Here is a 19868-nt window from a genome sequence, read left to right on the forward strand (position 1 = left end):
GAGGTTAGCCTACCCTCACTTCTACAACTCCGTTGCTTCTCCGCCGAGTTCACTGTGGGTGCGTCCGATCGGCACGATCAGCGGCCGGTCGCCCACGGGATCGTCGATCACCCGGGCACGCAGCCCGAAGGCCTCGTTCAGCAACTCGGCGGTGACGACGTCCCGCGGGTGTCCCTGCGCCAGGATCGCGCCCTCGCGCATCACGACGAGGTGGTCGCTGTAGCGCGTGGCGAGGTTGAGGTCGTGCAGCACCATGACCACGGTGCGCCCCGACTCGTGCAGGTCGTCCACCAGGTCGAGCACGTCGATGGCGTGCGCCAGGTCCAGGTAGGTGGTCGGCTCGTCCAGGAGGAGCAGGTCGGTGCCCTGCGCCAGGGTCATCGAGATCCACACGCGCTGGCGTTGGCCGCCCGACAGCGAGTCCACGGGCCGGTCGGCGAGGTCGGACACCCCGGTCATCGCCAGCGCGCTCTCGACCACGGCGGCGTCGTCCGACGACCACTGCCGCAGCCAGCTCTGGTGGGGGTGCCGGCCCCGGGCGACGAGGTCGGACACCGTCAGCCCGTCCGGCGCGACGGGTGCCTGCGGCAGCAGGCCGAGCTTCTTCGCCACGTCCCTGGTCCGGAGGGTGCCGATGTCCTCGCCGTCGAGCACGACCGCCCCCCTGGTCGGCTTCAGCAGCCGCGACAGGGTGCGCAGGAGCGTCGACTTCCCGCAGCCGTTGGGGCCGATGATCGTGGTGATCACCCCGGGCGGGATCTCGACGTCGAGTTCGTCGATGACGGTCCGGCTGCCGTACCCGACCGTGACGCCCCTGGCTGTCAGCCGTGAGACGTCGTCGACCCCGGACTTCACGCCGGCGATGGACTGTACGACCACAAGGCCCCCTCTTTAGGCTTGCCTTACTTTGTACCAGCTATCTGCGGTTCGCCCGTACCAGCAGATGGACGAGGAAGGGGCCGCCGATCGCGGCGGTCACCACGCCGACCGGGAGCGAGACCGGCAGCGCCGTGCGCGCGACCAGGTCGGAGCCGATGAGCAGCAGCGCCCCGACCATGCCGGAGGCCGCCATCGGCGGTGTCGGGCACCGCGCCAGACGCATCGCCACCTGCGGCGCCACCAGCGCGACGAACGGGACCGGGCCCGCCGCGCTCACCGCCACGCCGGCGAGCAGCACGGCGCACAGCAGCAGCACCGCCCGCACCGCCGAGTACCGCACGCCGAGGCCCGCGGCGATCTCGTCGCCGAAATGCAGGGGCTTGAACTGGAAGGAGACGCACGCGACGACGACGAGCAGAGCCAGCGTGCCCCAGACGGCCACCCGGACCTCGTCCCACGACCGGTTGTCGAGGGAGCCGACCAGCCACGCCTGCGCCCGGGCCACGTCCCTGATGTCGGCCGTGACCAGCAGCCAGGTGGTGATCGCCTGCATCGCGGCGCTCACCGAGATGCCGATCAGGATCAGCCGGAAGCCGTCGATCCCCCGGCGCCAGGCCAGGAAGTACACGAGCAGGCCGGTACCGAGGCCTCCCGCGAGGGCCGCCGCGGACAGGCCCACGGCGTCGGCGATCACCGCGGCGGTGCCGCCGGAGACGGTCACGAGGAACACGGCGACCGCGCTCGCGCCGCTGGTGATGCCCAGGATGTCCGGACTGGCCAGCGGATTGCGGGCGATGGCCTGGGTGAGCGCCCCGGACACCCCGAGCGCGATCCCCACGACGAGCCCGGCCAGGGCCCGGGGCATCCGCAGGTCCATGATCACGAACTCGTCCACCTGCTCGCCCCGGCCGAAGAGGGTCGCGATCACCCGGGACAGGCTGATCGGGAAGTCCCCGACGCCGATGGACAGGCAGAACACCAGGAAGGCCGCCGCCGCCAGCAGCAGGGTGACGCCGGCGATCCAGGGCCGCCACACGAAGGACACCCGGCCGAACCGCACTCCCGGTGTCAGCACCGGCCCGGTGTGCGCCGCGTCCCGCCGCACGTCCGCTCCGCTCGACTTCACTTCCGCCCCGTTCACGCGTTCTTGAACTTCCCGAGCCACACCAGGGCCGCGAAGAACGGCGCGCCGAGGAGCGCGACGAGGACCCCCGCGTCCAGCTCCGACGGCCGTACCACCAGTCGCCCCACGATGTCGCAGACCAGCAGGATCACCGCGCCGAGCAGACCCGCGTAGGGCACCAGCCAGCGGTAGTCCGGTCCGGTCAGGTACCGGGCCACGTGGGCCACCATGAGGCCGATGAACGCGATGGGGCCGCACGCCGCGGTGGCCGCGCCGGCGAGCAGGGTGATGGCGAGGATGCCGACGGTCCGGGTCAGGGCGACGTTCACCCCGAGGCCCCGCGCCACGTCGTCGCCCAGGTTGAGCAGGTTGACCGCGGGCAGGGTGGTGAGGGCGAGGACCAGTCCGGCCGCTATGAAGGCGGTCACCGGCCAGATGACGTCGAAGCCGACGCCGGCCACCGAGCCCGCGTTCCAGAACCGCAGCGCGTTCAGCGAGGCCTTGTCCGTCAGCGCGACGGCCGTCGTCATCGCCGCGAGGAACACCGTGACGCCCTGCCCGGCCAGAGCGAGCGTCAGGGGGTTGCCGGCCCCGCGGCCGATGCTGGCCAGGCCGAACACGACGGCACCCGCGACCGCCGCACCGACGAAGGCCAGCCAGACGTACTGCAACGGGTCGGTCAGCCCGAACAGGGCGATCCCCGACACCACGGCGAAGGAGGCACCGGAGTTCACCCCCAGCAGACCCGTGTCGGCGATGGGGTTGCGCGTGTAGCCCTGGATCAACGCCCCGCCGATCCCCAGGGCGACGCCCGCCACCACGGCGAGCACCGTGCGGGGTACCCGCACGGTGCGCACGATGAGCCTGATCTCGGTGAGTCGTTGATCGGCGTCGGGCGCGGAGAACAAGCCGTGCCACACCTCGGCGGGGCTCAGGGCGCGGGCGCCGACGGCCAGCGACGCGGCGCCCGCGACCACGAGGAGGAACGCGAGCACGCCCAGCCCCGCCAGCCGCTTCCGGCGGGCCTTCGCCGTCCCCCCGGGCGCGGGGCGGGCAACCGCAGTCGTGGTCATGGCGACGTACACTAACGCGCCGTGCTGCCGGTTCCGTCGGCGACCGTACGGACCTCGTCGGAGGCGGCCTTGACGCCCCGGGCGAGGAGCGACTCCAGGATCTCGCCGACCCTGATGGCGGTGTTGGACAGCAGCGACGACGTGATGCCGTGGGTGTGCTCCGTGCCGCCCTGGAGGTAGATGCCGCAGCGCAGGTCCGGGTCGGTCGCGATGCGGTAGTCGCGCTCGACGCGGACCAGTCCGTCGTCGTCGCGCAGGCAGCGCTCCGCGACCTCGCCGAGGAGGCCGAGGGGGTCGGCCGGGCGGTAGCCGGTGGCGAAGACCACGACGTCCGCGTCCAGGAGGGTCTCCTCGCCGGTGACGAGGGACTTCACGGTGGTACGGACCCGGTCCGGCGTCTCCTCGACCTCGGTGAGCCGGGACACGTTGAGGAACCGCAGCCGTTCGGTCCCGAGCACCTTCTCCCGGTACATCTGCCGGTACAGGTCGTCGATCAGGTCGATGTCCACCACGGAGTAGTTGGTGTTGCCGTGGTAGTCCATCAGCCGGCGTTTGACGCTCCCGGGTGCGGCGAAGTACTCGTCGACCGCGGCGGGGTCGAAGATCCGGTTGGCGAAGCCGCTGTCGTCGGCGGGGCTGTAGCCGTAACGGGTGAAGACCGCGCAGACCTCCGCGTCGGGGAAGCGGCGGTGCAGGTAGGCGACGTTCTCGGCGGCGCTCTGTCCGGCTCCGACGACGACGAACCGCGAGGGGGAGGTGCCCTCCAATCCGTCGACCCGCGCGAGCAGTTCGGAGTTGTGCCAGACGCGGTCGCCGCGCTCGACGCCCTCCGGCAGGAGGGGGCGCAGCCCGGTGCCGAGGACGAGGTTGCGGGCCCGGTGGACCTCCAGCCCCTCCCCCGAGCGGACCGTCACCTCCAGGTGCTCCACGGCTCCGTCGCGCACGACGGGTGCGACACCGACCACCTCGTGGCCGTAGGAGACCAGGTCGTCGACCTTGGCCGCCGCCCACTCGAGGTAGTCGTGGAACTCCACCCGGAGCGGGAAGAGGTTCTTGTGGTTGATGAAGTCGATCAGCCGCCCCTTGCTCTGCAGGTAGCAGAGGAAGCTGAACTCGCTGGCCGGGTTCCGGAGTGTCACCAGGTCCTTGAGGAAGGACACCTGCATGGTCGCGTCGTCGATGAGCATGCCGCGGTGCCAGCCGAAGCGCGGCTGCTGCTCGAAGAAGCGGGCGGTGACCGCCTCCTGCCCGCCGACGCCCGCGTTGTGCTCGCTGAGCGCGATGGCCATGGCCACGTTGGACGGGCCGAAGCCGATGCCAATGAGGTCGTGGACCGGTGGTGCGTCATCAGGAAGAACCTGTGACATGTCACTCCCATCGTGCGGGACAGTCGCCTGTCGGGCGTGGGGGACGGAACGGGATGTGCCGACGGAACACTCCCGCCGGAAACTTAGGTGAGCCTAAGCTAATGCCGCGAGACTGTCGATAGGGCGAGACGCGGTCGACTACCTCAACTCGGTTCTCCTGGCGTGGTGTTGTGGGCTAAGGCAAGCCTTGCTTTACTTGCGGAGCCGTTTCCTGCCCTGAGGAGGAACCCCATGCGGGTCGTCATGTTCGGTTACCAGACCTGGGGCCACCGCACCCTCCAAGCCCTCCTGGACTCCGAGCACGACGTGGTGCTGGTCGTGACGCATCCCAAGAGCGAGCACGCCTACGAGAAGATCTGGAGCGACTCCGTCGCCGACCTCGCCGAGGAGCACGGTGTCCCGGTGCTGATCCGCAACCGCCCGGACGACGAGGAGCTGTTCGAGCGCCTCGAGGCGGCCGAGCCGGACATCATCGTGGCCAACAACTGGCGGACGTGGATTCCCCCGCGCATCTTCGGCCTCCCCCGGCACGGCACGCTCAACGTGCACGACTCGTTGCTGCCGAAGTACGCCGGCTTCTCCCCGCTGATCTGGGCCCTGATCAACGGCGAGACCGAGGTGGGCGTCACCGCGCACATGATGAACGACGAGCTGGACGCCGGCGACATCGTCCGGCAGGAGGCCGTGCCGGTCGGACCGACGGACACCGCCACCGACCTCTTCCACAAGACCGTCGACCTCATCGCCCCGGTCACCGTCGGCGCCCTCGGCCTCATCGCCGCCGGGCAGACCGAGTTCACCCGGCAGGACCGGTCGCGGGCGAGCTTCTTCCACAAGCGCTCCACCGAGGACATCCGCATCGACTGGAGCTGGCCGGCCGAGGACCTGGAGCGACTGGTCCGCGCCCAGTCCGAGCCGTACCCGAGCGCTTTCACGTTCCACCGGGGCAGGCGACTGGAGGTGCTCGCCGCCGTCGTCTCCCAGGGCCGCTACGGCGGTACGCCCGGTCGCGTCTTCTACCGCGAGGGCGACGGCGTGGTGATCGTGGCCGGAGCCGACGCCCGTACCGGCCGCAACCACGGCCTGGCCATCACGCGCGTACGGACCGAGGACGGACGGGAGTTGTCCGCGGCGGAGTACTTCACCTCCATGGGCGGCTACCTGACCAGCCGCCCCTGACCGGACCGGACGGCCGGGCTCCCGCACCGGCCGCGGCCGGGACCGCGTCGTCCTCGTCCCACCGCGGACCGGCACGGCGCGCGGCGGGTGGGGTCCGGCGGATCGGACGCGTCACACCGACCGCCGGACAGCCCGTGTCGGACTCAGCCGCCGCTCTTCCGCCGGAAGGAGCGCTGGCTGGAAGCCGGACCGTGTGCGCCGCGGATCTTCGAGGAGTCCACGTTCGCGGCACGTCCCGCTTCGTCCGCCTGCTTGCGCTTGCGTTCCAGGGCTTCCCGGAACTTGCCCTTCAGGTCGTACTGACCCTCCTCGTCGGGCGCCAGGGCGGGGTTCTCGGCCTCGGCCGACTCCGAACCCGCTTGCGATGAGTCGTCTGCAGCCATGGTGACCTCCTGGGTTGGGACAACAGGATCACAGCTTGTCATGCCGACGACCGTCCGAGGAACGAATACCGGACGCCCGGCCGCCTTCCCGCGCACGGCGAGGGGCCGACCGCGGGTGGCCGCGCCGCCGACGGCGCCTGCCTGCCGCCGGTCGGCGGCGGTCGCGGCGGGGCACCGTGAACGCATCCGGAGATGCCGGGATTTCGCCTGTGCGCTGACGGGTGCCGGCATGTGCCGACCCGGATGCGGGCCCCGATGCGGAACGCGGTGCATCTCGCGAAGATCTCGCAGTCGCCGTCCGCGCAGGCCCCGGCGTTCCCGCCGTCGGCGGCCCTGGGCACCTGAACACGGTCGTCCCGCGCGGAGGCCTCCGACACCGCGGGACCCCGCTGGATCGCCCGCCCTCCGATGCCTGCCTAAGGTGGGACGGGCCCGACGGAACCGTGGTTCCAGCGGACCGCAGGAAGGTGGCTTCATGGGACGCAGCGTCGACTCGATCCGGCGGGCCGCCCTGGGCTCCCTGGGTGCCGTGCTGGTGGTGGTCGGCATCGCCCTGCTGGTCCTGCCCGGACCGGGCCTGCTGCTGGTGTTCGCCGGGGTGGTGCTGCTGTCGCGCGCCGTCCCCGCCCTGGACCGGTTCGTCACCCCCGTGCGCCGTCAGGCGATGCGTGCGGCCGAGGAGAGCGTCTCCTCGCGCTGGCGGGTGGCCGGCTCCGTGCTGGCGGGACTGTGCCTCGTGGGCGCGGGCCTGGCGTGGGGCCTCCTGCCCTGGTTGCCGTTCTCCGGATGGGGCACCGGCGCGAGTCTGCTCCTTTCCGGCTTCGTCCTGTTCGCGCTGCTCCTGTGGAGCCACCGCCGCGTACGGGCGGCCCGCCGCGACGACCCGCCGACGGCCGAGTGACGCCGACACGGGGGCTCAGCGAGGAGGCGGTCCGCGCCGAGCACCGTTGACCAAACGGAACAGCGTTCCGTATATTAAACGGGACGACGTTCCGGTTACTGCTCGCAGCCGGCGCGATCCTTCACGAGCCCCTCCACGAGTCGTCGGCCGGCCCGGACCGGCCGCGGCGTCCACCGAACGGACGTACGCCATGAGTACACCGACCACCGCGGCCGCCCACCGCGTCCCGCCCGCCCCCGTCCTCTCGGTCAGCCCGGTCGTGCTGCCGTCCCCCGGCCGGGCGGTGGACCTCGAGGTACGGGTCTCAGCGCCCCTGACCGGCGGCGAGCTGCCCGTCATCCTGCTCTCGCACGGCCAGGGCCCCTCGCACCACCTGTCCTCCCTGAACGGCTACGCGCCCCTCGCCCACTACTGGGCGGCCCACGGCTTCGTCGTGATCCAGCCCACCCACCTCAGCTCCCGGAGCCTGCGCCTGACCCCCGACACCCCCGGCGCGCCGCTCCACTGGCGGTCGCGGGCGGAGGACATGACCCGCGTCCTCGACCGACTGGACGCGCTGGAGGCCGCCGTCCCGCAACTCCGTGGACGACTGGACGGCAGCCGGGTCGCCGTGGCCGGCCACTCGATGGGCGGGCACACCGCGAGCCTGCTGCTGGGTGCCCGCCTCACCGACCCGGGCGACGCGACGGAGGTGGACCTGAGCGACCCCCGCATCACGGCGGGTGTCCTGCTCGCCGCTCCCGGCCGGGGCGGCGACTCCCTGACCGAGTACGCCGCGCGGGACCTCCCCTTCCTGCGGAGCACCGACTTCTCCCGGATGACGACCCCCGCCCTCGTGGTCGCCGGCGAGAAGGACGCGTCCGCGCACCTGACGGTCCGCGGACCGGAGTGGCACACCGATCCGTACGTCCTCTCCCCCGGCCCCAAGACCCTGCTCACCCTGTTCGACGCGGAGCACGGCCTGGGCGGGATCGCCGGGTACGACGTCGCCGAGACCACCGACGAGAGCCCCGGGCGGGTGGCCGCGGTGCAGCGCCTCACCTGGGCCTATCTGCGCAGCGCGTTCCACCCCGGGGACCCGGCCTGGAAGGAGGCGTGCGACGAGCTGACGGCGGGAGCCGACCCGTTCGGGCGGATCCAGTCCAAGTAGGCCGCCGACGGCCGGCGGCCCGCGCGGGCCGCCGGCCCCGGAAGGCCCGCTGGTAAACTCGGGTCCACGCTTCGAGGCGCCCGGGTCCGTACCGAGGGGTACGGACCCGGGCGCGTTCCGGGCGCCTGATCAGGAAGGTCGTCCCCCATGCACGCGCAGCCGTCCGCCCGAGAAGCCTCCTCCGGGAGCGGCACGCCCTCGCGGGCGACAGCCCCCCAGGACCGGGGCCGGCCGCCCCGGCCCGCCCCGGCGGACGCTCCGCCGGCCGCGTCGTTCGACTCCCTGGGACTGCCGTCGGCCCTGCTGGAGACGCTGACCGGCCTCGGCGTGACGCACCCCTTCCCGATCCAGGCGGCCACCCTGCCCGACGCGCTCGCGGGCCGCGACGTCCTCGGCCGCGCGCGGACCGGTTCCGGCAAGACCCTGGCCTTCGGGCTGGCCCTGCTCACCAGGACCGCGGGGCGGCGGGCCGACTCCAAGCGGCCCCTGGCCCTGGTTCTGGTGTCGACGCGGGAACTCGCCCAGCAGGTGAGCGACGCGCTGGCGCCGTACGCGCGGGCGCTGGACGTGCGCCTCGCCACGGTGGTCGGCGGGCTGTCGATCAACCGCCAGGCGGAGGTGCTGCGCGGCGGCGCGGAAGTGGTCGTCGCGACACCGGGGCGCCTCGCCGACCTGGTGTCCCGCCGGGACTGCCACCTGGACCGCGTGCGGATCACCGTGCTGGACGAGGCCGACCAGATGTGCGACATGGGGTTCCTGCCCCAGGTCACGGGCATCCTCGACCAGGTGCCGGGCGACGGGCAGCGGCTGCTCTTCTCGGCCACTCTCGACGGCGACGTCGACGGGTTGGTGCGCAGTCACCTGCACGACCCGGTCCTCGTGTCGGTCGACCCGGCGTCGGGCTCCGTCGCCGGGTCGGAGCACCACGTGCTGACCGTCCATCCGGCGGACAAGTACGCCCTCGCGACCGAGATCGCCGCCCGCGACGGCCGGGTGCTGATGTTCCTGGACACCAAGGCCGGGGTCGACCGGTTCCTCCGTCAGCTCCGGGCCGCCGGCGTGCGGGCCGCCGCCCTGCACAGCGGCAAGTCGCAGCCCCAGCGCACCCACACGCTCGGCCAGTTCATGGACGGCGACGTCACCGTGCTGGTGGCGACCAACGTCGCGGCGCGGGGCATCCACGTCGACGCGCTCGACCTCGTCGTCAACGTGGACCCGCCCGCCGACGCCAAGGACTACCTGCACCGCGGCGGGCGCACCGCGCGCGCCGGACAGTCCGGACGCGTGGTCACCCTGGTCACCCCCGACCAGCGACGCGACGTGAGCCGGATGATGTCGGAGGCGGGAATCCGCCCGACGGTCACCCCGGTGCGCTCCGGCGAACAGAAACTGACCGACATCACCGGCGCGAAGCGCCCTCCGAGCGCACCGCGGTCCAGCGGCGGCAACGCCCCCTTCCGCGGCCTCGGCAACCGGCCGGGACGCCCCGCCAAGGAGTCGCGCAAGACCTCCGAGGCCCGCAAGGCCGCCGAGGCCAGGGCCGCGGCCCGGGTACGCAAGGGCCGCTGACCGCCACCCGACACCGCCCGCCGCCCGCGCACCACGTGGGGGGCGGGCTTCGGCGTGTCCGGAAGCCCGCCGGCGCTCCCGGGGCGCCGAGAACTTTGAACACATCGATGACAAAGTATGGACATGCCAAGCGGAAGTCTCCTACCTTTGCGGCGGAACTGAAGCCACTCCGCTCAAGACCGGAGCGATTTCCGGCACGGTCCGGTCCCCATGCCACGGAGGACCAATGCCCCAACGCCTGTTCTCGCGTGCTCGAAGAAGCCTCATCCTCCTGCTGACGTCGGCCGTCGCGACCGGCGGCGTCCTGGCCGCCCCGGCGTCCGCCGCCCCGGCCGACATCCCGCCGCAGGAACCCGGGGTCACCCTGCGCGTGTTCGACGTCCAGACACCCCTGAACGAGCTGTGCACCCTCAAGACGGGCCAGACCCCCAACCACGACGAACTGATGCCGACGGTCGACTGGTCCACCACCGACGACTTCGGCGGCATCGCGGACAACTTCGTCTCGCAGGCCTCCGGTTACCTGGTCGCGCCCCGCGACGGCACCTACGTGTTCCGTCTCACCAGCGACGACGGCTCACGGCTGACCCTCGACCAGGCCACGGTGATCGACCACGACGGACTGCACGGCGCGGAACCCAAGGACGGCGCGGTCGACCTCACCGCGGGAGCGCACCCGCTGCGCATCGACCACTTCGACCGCGGCGGCGGGCAGCAGCTCCAGCTGTCCTGGAAGCCGCCGGGCGAGAGCGGGTTCACCGTCGTACCCCGCGAGGCGCTGAGCACCGACGCCGGGGTCGTCCGGGTGACGGCACCCGGCCGCAAGGAGTGCGAGGCCGGTCGGGACACCCCGGGCGACGGCCTGCCGCTGACCTCCGTACGCCCCGACCTCACCCTCACCGACCTGCGCCCCGACGGATTCGAACCGCAGGTCAGCGGCATGGACTGGCTGCCCGACGGACGCCTCGCGATCAGCACCTGGGGCGGCACCGACAACGTTGCCGGTGAGGTGTACCTGCTCGACAACGTCACCGGCGCGACCAGCCGGGACAAGGTCACCGTCAAGAAGATCGCGAGCGGGCTGCGCGAGCCCATGGGCATCAAGTACGTCGACGGTTCGCTGTACGTCTCGCAGAAGCACGAACTGACCCGGTTGGTGGACGACAACGGCGACGACGTGGCCGACGACCTGCGCACGGTCGCCACCTGGCCGTACGGCGGCAACTTCCACGAGTTCGCGTTCGGCCTGCTCTACCGCGACGGCTACTTCTACGTGAACCTCTCCGTCGCCATCGACCTCGGCGGCGCCACCACCACCCCGCAGCCCGCGCCCGGCCGCGGGACGACGTACAAGATCAGCAAGAGGACCGGGAAGATCAGCCCGGTCGCCGGCGGACTGCGGACGCCCAACGGCATCGGCTGGGGCCCGGACAACGGCCTCTTCGCCACCGACAACCAGGGCGGCTGGCTGCCCTCCTCCAAGCTCGTCCAGGTCGAGCAGGACCGCTTCTTCAACCACTACACCGAGCCCGCCGGGCCCTTCGAGGACTCCCCCGTCACGAAGCCGGTGCTGTGGCTGCCGCAGAACGAGATCGGCAACTCGCCCTCCACCCCGCTGCTCGTGAAGAAGGGGACCTTCAAGGGCCAGATGCTGATCGGTGACGTCACCTACGGCGGCCTGCAACGCGCCTACCTGGAGAAGGTCAAGGGCCAGTACCAGGGCGCCGTCTTCCGCTACACCCAGGGCCTGGAGGCCGGCGTCAACCGGATCAGCGTCGGCCCCGACGGGGCGATCTACGCCGGCGGCCTCGGCGCCGACGGCAACTGGGGACAGGAGGGCAAGCTCAAGTTCGGCCTGCAGAAGCTCACGCCCAACGGCGGCAACACCTTCGACATCCAGAAGATGCGCGCCGTACCCGGCGGCTTCGACCTGACGTACACCCAGCCGGTGTCCGCCGAGACCGCCGCGGAGCTGGCCGCCCGCTACGAGGCCCAGCAGTGGCACTACACCCCCACCGCCGACTACGGCGGCCCTAAGATCGCCGAGGAGCGACTGTCCGTGCGCTCCGCGACGCTCTCCCGGGACGCCCGGACCGTCCGGCTGCGGCTGGACGGCCTCAAGCCGGACCGCGTGGTGCACGTGCGCTCCCCGCGCCCCTTCACCTCCGCGTCCGGTGAAGCGCTCTGGAGCACCGAGGCCTGGTACACGCTGAACGCGATGCCCGGCAAGCAGCCGCCCGCCGCCACCCTCTACGAGGCCGAGGAGGCGAGCCTGACGGGCACGGCCGGGATCGGCACCGACCACGTCGGCTACTCCGGCAGCGGCTTCGTCGACCAGTACGCCACCGAGGGCAGGGCCGCCACCACGTTCGACGTGACGGTCCCGAAGTCGGGCACGTACGACGTCAACCTGCGCTACTCCAACGGACCGAACCCCTTCGAGGGAACCAAGTCGCTGTCCCTGTACGCCAACGGGAAGAAGGTGCGGCAGACCCACCTCGCCTCCACCGGGGACTGGGACACCTGGTCCACGCGGACCGAGCGCCTGCGCCTGCGCGCGGGCCACAACACGGTCTCCTACCGGTACGACGCGGGCGACACCGGCCACGTCAACCTCGACCTGATCACCGTCCACCCGCAGGGTGCCCGCGTCGCCCTCTTCGACGGCACGGCCGCCTCGCAGGACCAGTGGCAGCACACGGACGGACGGCGCACGGCGTGGCCCCTGTCCGAGGAACGGTCGATGGAGGTGTGCTGCGGCGACCTCCGCACCAAGGACGCCTACCAGGACTTCGCCCTCCACGTGGAGTTCCGCGTCCCCCTGCTGCCCCCGGACGTGACCGGGCAGGACCGCGGCAACAGCGGCATCTACCTGCAGGACCGCTACGAGCTGCAGATCCTCGACTCCTTCGGGGACACCTCGCCGGCCACCAACGAGGCGGGCGCCTTCTACCAGAAGAAGGCGCCTGACATCAACGCGGCCACGGCCCCGGAGACGTGGCAGACGTACGACATCGTCTTCCGCGCCGCCCGCTACGACGACACCGGTCGCAAGACCGCCGACGCCCGGGTGACGGTGGTCTGGAACGGCAAGAAGGTCCACGACGACGTCGCCCTCGACGGCCCCACCGCGGCGGGCCGGGCCGAGACGCCGGCCGCCGGGGCGATCCGGCTTCAGGACCACGGGAACAAGGTCCGGTTCCGCAACCTCCGGATCGAGCCGCTGGACTGACCGCGGCCGTGCGGGGTGGCTCCGGACGGCCACCCCGCACGCACCGCTCCTGGTCACCGGCCGGCCCGTGTCCTCCGGGCGCCTCTGGGTAGGGTGAGTGGAAGTCCTGCCGTGAGTCGAACAAGGAGCGGAATTGAGCGAGCCGGCGTCCGTCGCCCTGCAACTGGAGATCGCCCGGGAACTGGAGGTCGCCGAGACCTTCGACGCCGAACGGGAGATCGAGCGCCGGGTGGCCTTCCTGACCGAGCGCCTGACCTCCACCGGTCTGCGCGCCCTCGTGCTGGGCATCAGCGGCGGGGTCGACTCGACCGTCGCGGGCCGTCTGTGCCAGCTGGCCGTCGAGCGGGCCCGGGCCGAGGGCCACGAGGCTCGCTTCTACGCGATGCGGCTGCCCAACGGCGTCCAGGCCGACGAGCACGACGCCCAGCTCGCGCTCTCCTTCATCAAGGCCGACCAGGTGCTGACGGTGGACATCAAGCCCGCGAGCGACGCCACCCTGGAGGCCCTGCTCGCCGCCGACGTCGCCTTCCGCGACGCCCACCACCAGGACTTCGTGCACGGCAACGTCAAGGCCAGGCAGCGCATGATCGCCCAGTACGCCGTGGCCGGCGCGCACAACGGCCTCGTCGTCGGCACCGATCACGCCGCCGAGGCGGTCTCCGGCTTCTTCACCAAGTTCGGCGACGGCGCCGCCGACGTCGTCCCGCTGACCGGTCTCACCAAGCGCCGGGTGCGCGCCGTCGGCGACGCGCTGGGCGCGCCCGCCGAACTGGTGCGCAAGGTGCCGACGGCCGACCTGGAGACCCTCGACCCCGGCAAGGCCGACGAGGACGCGCTCGGCGTGACCTACGACGAGATCGACGACTTCCTCGAGGGCAAGCCGGTCGGCGAGGAGGCCTTCGAGAAGATCGTCAGCCGCTACCGGCTGACCGACCACAAGCGCAAGCTGCCCATCGGGCCGTGAGGCCCCGGCCCGGCGGGCCGAGGACGTGACCTGCGGGGAGAACGGCGGACGATGCTCCGCCGTTCTCCCCGTACGTGTGCCCGGACCACCCGGGCAGGGGCGGGCACGGTAGGGGCAGGTGGTCGCACAATTGGTGCGATATGTCACTTACCGCCCTAATCTGTCGACTGGAAGGCTCGGACAGTCGACGGCCGGTTCAGCCGGCGGAAGGTGCGCTTCCATGGCTGAACGGCTCAAGCGGTCCGGCTTGATCGGCGAACTGTCGGCCGAGTTCGCCGGCACGCTCATCCTCATCCTCTTCGGCTGCGGCGTGGTCGCCCAAGTGGCCGCGGGCGGTGCCCTCACCGACCCCCAGGGCGGACTCGGCGACCACGACAGCATCGCCTGGGCCTGGGGGCTCGGTGTGACGCTCGGCGTCTACGTGGCCGCACGGCTCAGCGGCGCCCACCTCAACCCCGCGGTGACCGTCGCCCTCGCCACGTTCAAGGGGTTCCCCTGGCGCAAGGTGGCCCCGTACGCCCTGGCCCAGACGGCCGGCGCCTTCGTGGCCGCTCTGCTCGTCCGCTGGAACTACTCGGAGGCGCTGGCGAAGGCCGACCCCGGCCACACGGTCAAGACGCAGACCGTGTTCTCCACGCTCCCCGCCAACGGGAACACCGCGCTCCCGGTCCACGAGTGGGGCGCCTTCCGCGACCAGATCATCGGCACCGCCCTCCTGCTGCTGCTGATCCTGGCCATCACCGATCTGCTCAACACACCCCCGGGCGCGAACCTGGCCCCCTTCGTCATCGGCCTGGTGGTGGTCGCCATCGGCATGGCGTGGGGCACCAACGCGGGCTACGCCATCAACCCGGCGCGCGACTTCGGCCCCCGGCTGGCCAGTTTCCTGACCGGATACGGCGGGGCCTGGCGGGACCAGTACGGGAATCTCTACTTCTGGGTGCCGATCGTCGCGCCGCTGATCGGCGGCGTTCTGGGGGCGGGGCTGTACAAGGTCTTCGTCGGCCGGTTCCTGCCGGCCGCGGAGCCGGAACCGACGGGGCGCGTACCGGCGCCCGAGGACTGACACCGGCCGGAGAGGCGACACATCATGGCGGACTTCATCGGCGCGGTGGACCAGGGAACCACCAGCACCCGATTCATGATCTTCGACCACGGCGGCAACGAGGTGGCGAAGCACCAGCTGGAGCACGCCCAGATCCTCCCCCGCTCCGGCTGGGTGGAGCACGACCCCGTGGAGATCTGGGAGCGCACCAACTCGGTCATGCAGAACGCGCTGCGCCACAGCGGGCTGTCGGGTACCGACCTGGAGGCCATCGGCATCACCAACCAGCGGGAGACCACGGTGGTCTGGGACCCGCGCACCGGGCGTCCCTACTACAACGCCATCGTGTGGCAGGACACCCGCACCGACGCCATCGCGGCGCACCTGGAACGCTCCGGGCGGGGAGACGTCATCCGCCGTAAGGCCGGACTGCCGCCGGCGACCTACTTCTCGGCCGGCAAGATCCAGTGGATCCTCGAGAACGTCGACGGCGTGCGCGAGGCGGCGGAGCGGGGCCACGCCGTCTTCGGCAACACGGACGCCTGGGTCCTGTGGAACCTGACCGGCGGTCCCGAAGGCGGCATCCACGCCACCGACGTGACCAACGCCAGCCGCACCATGCTGATGAACCTGGAGACGCTCGACTGGGACGACGAACTGCTCGGCTTCTTCGACATCCCCCGGGCCATGCTGCCCGCCATCCACCCGTCCTCCCACCGGGAGGCGTACGGCGTGGCCCGGACCTCCCGGCCGCTGCGCGCCGCCGTCCCCGTCTGCGGCGTGCTCGGCGACCAGCACGCCGCCACCGTCGGCCAGGTCTGCTTCGCGCCCGGCGAGGCCAAGAACACCTACGGCACCGGCAACTTCCTGCTGCTCAACACCGGCACGGAACCGGTCCGCTCCCAGCACGGCCTCCTCACCACCGTCGCCTACCAGTTCGGCGACGGCCCGGCGGTCTACGCCCTGGAGGGTTCCATCGCGGTGACCGGGTCCGCCGTGCAGTGGCTGCGCGACCAGATGAAGATCATCAAGACCGCGGCCGAGAGCGAGGAACTCGCCCGTACCGTCGACGACAACGGCGGCATGTACTTCGTCCCGGCCTTCTCGGGCCTGTTCGCCCCCTACTGGCGCTCCGACGCCCGGGGAGCGATCGTCGGCCTCGCCCGCTACAACGACAACGCGCACCTGGCCCGGGCGACCCTGGAGTCGATCTGCTACCAGAGCCGCGACGTCGTCGAGGCCATGGAGCAGGACTCGGGGGTCCACCTCGACGTGCTCCGGGTCGACGGGGGCGTGACCTCCAACGACCTCTGCATGCAGATCCAGGCCGACGTCCTCGGTGTCCCCGTCAGCCGGCCCGTCGTCGCGGAGACCACCGCGCTGGGGGCGGCGTACGCCGCGGGGCTGGCCACGGGCTTCTGGCGGGACACCGACGAGCTGCGCGGCCACTGGCAGGAGTCCAGGCGCTGGGTGCCCCAGTGGGCCGAGGACCGGCGGGCGGCAGGCTACGACGGGTGGAAGCGGGCGGTACAGCGCACCCTCGACTGGGTCGAGGTGCCGTGACGCCCGGCCCGGCGGCGACCGGCGCCGGTCGTCCTGTTCCCCCTCCTCTCGCGCCACCGGAGGTGCGATGATCTGAGCGTCGGCGCTCGCCTGTGGGAGCGCGAGACGAAGGCGGGGCGCGGAGGACCCTCAGTGGTTCGTTCCTCGGTGGCCCCTCCTTCCGGCAGACGGTGAGGAGACGCAGTGTTCGGTCCGGACGAGAACGGCTGCGCCGGAGAGCAGGCCGCGGAGACGCCCCGCGAAGTGGACAGGGTGCTGGCTGCCCTGGGGGGCGCCGCCTACGTCGTGGACGAGCGGGGACGCATCATCGCGGTGAACGCCGCCGCCGAGCGGTCACTGGCCCGCCCCGCCGGTGAACTCGTCGGCTGCGACGCGCACGACCTGCTGCACCGCAGCGCTCACGGCGAACCGTTGCCCAGGGCCCGGTGCGGCATGCGGCAGGCGTTCCTCTCCGGACACACGGCCCAGGGCGAGCTGGACTGGTTCCTGCGGGGGGACGAGACCCTGATGCCCGTCGCGTGGCTGATCACTCCCTGCCGGATCGGCGACGACGAGAACGGGACGCTCGTCGTCTTCCACTCGCCGACTCTCCACGACGTCCCGGGCGTCGCACACGGCTCGGGGCAACTCACGGAACTGGATCGGCTGGCCCTGCTGGCCGAGACGACCACCCAGCTGACCTCCACCCTCTCCGTCGACGAGGCCATGCGCCGACTCGTGGCCCTGGTGCTGCCCCGGCTGGCCGACTGGGCGGTGATCGACCAGATCACCGAACGCGACGAGGTGTGGCGCACCGCCGTGGTGCACGCGGAGGGCGGGGCCCTGGTGCACCGACCGGACCTGGAGGGCCCCATGGCCCCGGTGCCCGAGGCGTCCACCATGCCGCTGTCCCGGGCTCTGCGGGGTGTCGCCTCGACGGTGACCGACGCGCGGACGTACGAGCGGTCCCCGGATTCCGGTATCGCCGTGGAGCAGCGCCGCCTGTTCGAGTCCACGGGGATCCAGTCCGCCGCCATCGCACCGATCCGGGGCCTGCGCCAGGTGCTGGGCGCGCTGACCCTGGGGCGCGAGGCGGGCGCGCGGGAGTTCACGGCGGCCGACCTCACGCTGCTGGAGGACATCACGCGTCGTGCGGGCCTGGCGCTGGACAACGCCCGCCTCTACGAGCGGCAGCGCAAGGTGGCCGAGACCATGCAGCGCTATCTGCTGCCCCAACTGCCGCGCGTACCGGGATTGCAGATGACGGCCAGGTACCTGCCCGCGCCCGACGCCTCCCATGTCGGCGGTGACTGGTACGACGTCTTTCCGCTGAGTGACGGCGGCACGGCGCTGGCCGTCGGAGACGTCGTGGGACACGACCTGGAGGCCGCGGCCGGCATGGCGCAGGTCCGCAACATCCTCCGTGCCTACGCCTGGGCCCACCAGGGGCCGCCCAGCGAGATCGTCCAACGCGTGGACCAGGCGATCCTCCGGATCACCGATGTGCCCATGGCGACGATGACGTTCGCGCGGATGACGGTCCGCGATGACGGACAGTGGGCACTGGCCTGGTCGAACGCCGGACATCCGCCACCGCTGCTGATCACCGGGGAAGGAGTGGCCAGCTACCTGACGGGCGGTCACGGCCTGCTGCTCGGCACCGGTACCGAGCAAGCCCGCCCGGACGCGTCGGCGCTCCTGCCGTCCGGCTCGACGCTCGTGCTGTACACGGACGGACTCATCGAGTCCCCGGGGCACTCCCTCGACGAGGGACTGGAGCAACTGCGGCGCCACGCCGCGGTGCTGGCCCGCCGCCCCATGGAGTCGTTCACCGACGAGCTGCTCAGGAGGGTGCGGCCCGCCGAGAACGACGACGACGTCGCCCTGCTGGCCGTGCGGCTGGGCGCCCCGGACTGACGGCCGCGGGACCTCGGCCGCCTGTGTCGGTTCACCCGCGGCAGAGGGCGTGCGCCGTCCCTCTAAGGTGATCCCCATGTCTGCCAGATTGAGTTCCGCGAGGACCCGTGCCGCGCTGCGCACGTCCGCGCGTGTCTCCACCGAGTTGCTGCTGATATTCGTCCTGCTCGCCGTGGCCCTGTGGCTCCTCGGCCGTATGTGGTCCGTCGTGTGGCCGGTGGCGATCGCCCTGCTGCTGACCACGCTGACCTGGCCGTCGGCCCGGTTCCTCCGGCGGCACGGATGGGCGCCCGCGCTGGCCGCGTCGGTGGTGACCGTGGCGTTCCTGCTGGCCGCCGTCGGTGTCGTGGCACTGATCGCGGTGCCGATGTCCTCCCAGACCGAAGAGTTGACCGACGGCGTGGTGGAGGGCATCGAGCGGCTCCGCGAGTGGGCCGCGGGACCGCCGCTGAACATCGGCGACGCCCAGATCACCAGCGCGGTCGACACGGCGATGGACCGTGTCCAGGACAGCGTCGGCAGCATGGTCAGCACGGTGGCCACGGGGGTGAGCGCCGTGGTCAACGGTCTGATCACCGCGATCCTGGCGGTCTTCCTGATGTTCTTCTTCCTCAAGGACGGGCCGCGGTTCCTGCCGTGGCTCACCCGCCAGTTGCCCGGCCGGCTCTCCACCGACGTACCGGCCGTGGCCGCGCGCGGTTGGGAGACCCTGGGCTCCTTCGTCCGTTCGCAGGCGCTCGTGGGTCTGCTCGACGCGGTCTTCATCGGCCTCGGGTTGTGGATACTGGGCGTGCCGCTGGTGCTGCCCCTGGCCGTGCTGACCTTCGTGTCCGCGTTCGTGCCCATCGTGGGTGCCCTGTTCGCGGGCTTCGTCGCGGTCCTCATCGCCCTGGTGTCGAACGGTCTGACGGACGCCCTGATCGTGCTGGCGATCATCGTGGTGGTGCAGCAGTTGGAGGGCAACGTGTTCCAGCCCATGATCCAGAGCCGGGGGCTGGGTCTGCACGCGGCGGTGATCCTGCTGGCGGTGACGCTGGGCGGCAGCCTGGCCGGAGTGGTGGGCACCCTGCTCGCCGTACCGGTCGCCGCGTTGATCGCGGTCGTCTGGAACTACGTGCGCGACCAACTCACCGACCCCCCGGAGGAACCCGCGACAGCCGACGCCTGAGGTATCGGCGGTCTCGTTCGGTGACCCGTCGATGAATCGCCCGGGAGGGTACCGACGACGGCGAACGCGAAGCCCGGTGAAAGCACTCCGCACCCTGCCGGCGGGGGAACCGCCGGCAGGGTGCCGTGTCGAGTGCCCGGTCGGACAGGGCCAGGACGCGGGTCCTACTGGAGGGTGGCCATCACTGTGCCGCCGTCGAAGTAGGTGCCCTTGTTGGTGCGCACCGAGACTTCGCCGTTGCGGAAGACGTGGACGTACAGGTCGGCCTTGCCGTCGCCGGTGACATCACCGAAGCGGAGGCGACCCAGGTCGGCGCCGGTCAGGAAGCGGCCCCAGCCGGCGCTCCAGTGGGTACCACCGTCGAAGTAGGTACCCA

Annotated in this window: 15 protein-coding genes and 1 pseudogene; 10 read left to right on the forward strand and 6 right to left on the reverse strand. The window is 71.7% G+C overall.

All coding sequences use genetic code 11. The annotated features are described in order from the left end of the window. Positions 1–21: 21 nt before the first annotated feature. From ACGF5T_RS09990 to ACGF5T_RS10005, 4 genes are read right to left on the reverse strand one after another with little or no spacing between them, the layout of a single operon-like run. Entirely contained in the window at positions 22–879 is an 858-nt protein-coding gene (locus tag ACGF5T_RS09990) for an ABC transporter ATP-binding protein (RefSeq protein WP_361015413.1), read from the reverse strand. Positions 880–916: 37 nt separating this feature from the next. Further along, positions 917–2005: a FecCD family ABC transporter permease gene (locus ACGF5T_RS09995; RefSeq protein ID WP_392887605.1), complete on the reverse strand. Its 1089-nt coding sequence runs from the start codon at positions 2003–2005 to the stop codon at positions 917–919. An 11-nt stretch (positions 2006–2016) separates the two neighbouring features. After that, on the reverse strand, positions 2017–3075 hold the full coding sequence (locus ACGF5T_RS10000) for an iron ABC transporter permease (protein WP_356610251.1): 1059 nt from the start codon (positions 3073–3075) through the stop codon (positions 2017–2019). A gap of 11 nt (positions 3076–3086) precedes the next feature. Further along, entirely contained in the window at positions 3087–4442 is a 1356-nt protein-coding gene (locus ACGF5T_RS10005) for a lysine N(6)-hydroxylase/L-ornithine N(5)-oxygenase family protein (RefSeq protein ID WP_356610250.1), read from the reverse strand. A gap of 231 nt (positions 4443–4673) precedes the next feature. Between ACGF5T_RS10005 and ACGF5T_RS10010 the strand changes: the two genes are divergently transcribed. Further along, a complete protein-coding gene (locus ACGF5T_RS10010) occupies positions 4674–5621 on the forward strand; it encodes a formyltransferase family protein (protein ID WP_356610249.1) in 948 nt (315 codons plus the stop codon). Positions 5622–5764: 143 nt separating this feature from the next. Here the strand turns inward: ACGF5T_RS10010 and ACGF5T_RS10015 are convergent, their stop codons facing one another. Continuing rightward, on the reverse strand, positions 5765–6004 hold the full coding sequence (locus ACGF5T_RS10015) for a DUF5302 domain-containing protein (protein WP_356610248.1): 240 nt from the start codon (positions 6002–6004) through the stop codon (positions 5765–5767). A gap of 475 nt (positions 6005–6479) precedes the next feature. On the opposite strand from ACGF5T_RS10015, the gene ACGF5T_RS10020 reads away from it, so the two are divergent. The 9 genes from ACGF5T_RS10020 to ACGF5T_RS10060 all read left to right on the forward strand — a co-directional run bounded on the left by ACGF5T_RS10020 (position 6480) and on the right by ACGF5T_RS10060 (position 19492). Beyond that, positions 6480–6905 (forward strand): PGPGW domain-containing protein, encoded by a 426-nt coding sequence (locus ACGF5T_RS10020; RefSeq protein ID WP_361015417.1) that lies wholly within the window; start codon positions 6480–6482, stop codon positions 6903–6905. Positions 6906–7095: 190 nt separating this feature from the next. Then, positions 7096–8055, forward strand: coding sequence for a chlorophyllase (locus tag ACGF5T_RS10025; protein ID WP_366766858.1), 960 nt, complete (start codon positions 7096–7098; stop codon positions 8053–8055). 147 nt (positions 8056–8202) lie between these two features. Next, positions 8203–9624, forward strand: coding sequence for a DEAD/DEAH box helicase (locus ACGF5T_RS10030; RefSeq protein WP_366766857.1), 1422 nt, complete (start codon positions 8203–8205; stop codon positions 9622–9624). A gap of 226 nt (positions 9625–9850) precedes the next feature. Further along, positions 9851–12856 (forward strand): family 16 glycoside hydrolase, encoded by a 3006-nt coding sequence (locus ACGF5T_RS10035; RefSeq protein ID WP_361015423.1) that lies wholly within the window; start codon positions 9851–9853, stop codon positions 12854–12856. A 133-nt stretch (positions 12857–12989) separates the two neighbouring features. Beyond that, positions 12990–13820: an ammonia-dependent NAD(+) synthetase gene (nadE, locus tag ACGF5T_RS10040; RefSeq protein WP_356610243.1), complete on the forward strand. Its 831-nt coding sequence runs from the start codon at positions 12990–12992 to the stop codon at positions 13818–13820. A 220-nt stretch (positions 13821–14040) separates the two neighbouring features. After that, positions 14041–14886: an MIP/aquaporin family protein gene (locus tag ACGF5T_RS10045; protein WP_366766856.1), complete on the forward strand. Its 846-nt coding sequence runs from the start codon at positions 14041–14043 to the stop codon at positions 14884–14886. 24 nt (positions 14887–14910) lie between these two features. Next, positions 14911–16428: a glycerol kinase GlpK gene (glpK, locus tag ACGF5T_RS10050; protein WP_366766855.1), complete on the forward strand. Its 1518-nt coding sequence runs from the start codon at positions 14911–14913 to the stop codon at positions 16426–16428. 183 nt (positions 16429–16611) lie between these two features. Next, entirely contained in the window at positions 16612–18324 is a 1713-nt protein-coding gene (locus ACGF5T_RS10055) for a SpoIIE family protein phosphatase (protein ID WP_392887433.1), read from the forward strand. A gap of 76 nt (positions 18325–18400) precedes the next feature. Next, positions 18401–19492: an AI-2E family transporter gene (locus tag ACGF5T_RS10060; protein ID WP_361015426.1), complete on the forward strand. Its 1092-nt coding sequence runs from the start codon at positions 18401–18403 to the stop codon at positions 19490–19492. A gap of 164 nt (positions 19493–19656) precedes the next feature. On the opposite strand, the pseudogene ACGF5T_RS10065 reads toward ACGF5T_RS10060, so the two are convergent. Then, positions 19657–19868, reverse strand: a pseudogene (locus tag ACGF5T_RS10065) (fusidic acid esterase FusH); the annotation flags it as partial.

The sequence above is a fragment of the Streptomyces sp. NPDC047853 genome (assembly GCF_043204535.1).
GTDB lineage: Bacteria > Actinomycetota > Actinomycetes > Streptomycetales > Streptomycetaceae > Streptomyces.

Coding starts and splice junctions, on each gene's coding strand:
- glpK (WP_366766855.1), top strand. CDS start 14,911: ATGGCGGACTTCATCGGCGCGGTGGACCAGGGAACCACCAGCACCCGA.
- ACGF5T_RS10010 (WP_356610249.1), top strand. CDS start 4,674: ATGCGGGTCGTCATGTTCGGTTACCAGACCTGGGGCCACCGCACCCTC.
- ACGF5T_RS10025 (WP_366766858.1), top strand. CDS start 7,096: ATGAGTACACCGACCACCGCGGCCGCCCACCGCGTCCCGCCCGCCCCC.
- ACGF5T_RS10060 (WP_361015426.1), top strand. CDS start 18,401: ATGTCTGCCAGATTGAGTTCCGCGAGGACCCGTGCCGCGCTGCGCACG.
- ACGF5T_RS10005 (WP_356610250.1), bottom strand. CDS start 4,442: ATGTCACAGGTTCTTCCTGATGACGCACCACCGGTCCACGACCTCATT.
- ACGF5T_RS10015 (WP_356610248.1), bottom strand. CDS start 6,004: ATGGCTGCAGACGACTCATCGCAAGCGGGTTCGGAGTCGGCCGAGGCC.
- ACGF5T_RS10000 (WP_356610251.1), bottom strand. CDS start 3,075: ATGACCACGACTGCGGTTGCCCGCCCCGCGCCCGGGGGGACGGCGAAG.
- ACGF5T_RS10030 (WP_366766857.1), top strand. CDS start 8,203: ATGCACGCGCAGCCGTCCGCCCGAGAAGCCTCCTCCGGGAGCGGCACG.
- ACGF5T_RS10035 (WP_361015423.1), top strand. CDS start 9,851: ATGCCCCAACGCCTGTTCTCGCGTGCTCGAAGAAGCCTCATCCTCCTG.
- ACGF5T_RS10020 (WP_361015417.1), top strand. CDS start 6,480: ATGGGACGCAGCGTCGACTCGATCCGGCGGGCCGCCCTGGGCTCCCTG.
- ACGF5T_RS10045 (WP_366766856.1), top strand. CDS start 14,041: ATGGCTGAACGGCTCAAGCGGTCCGGCTTGATCGGCGAACTGTCGGCC.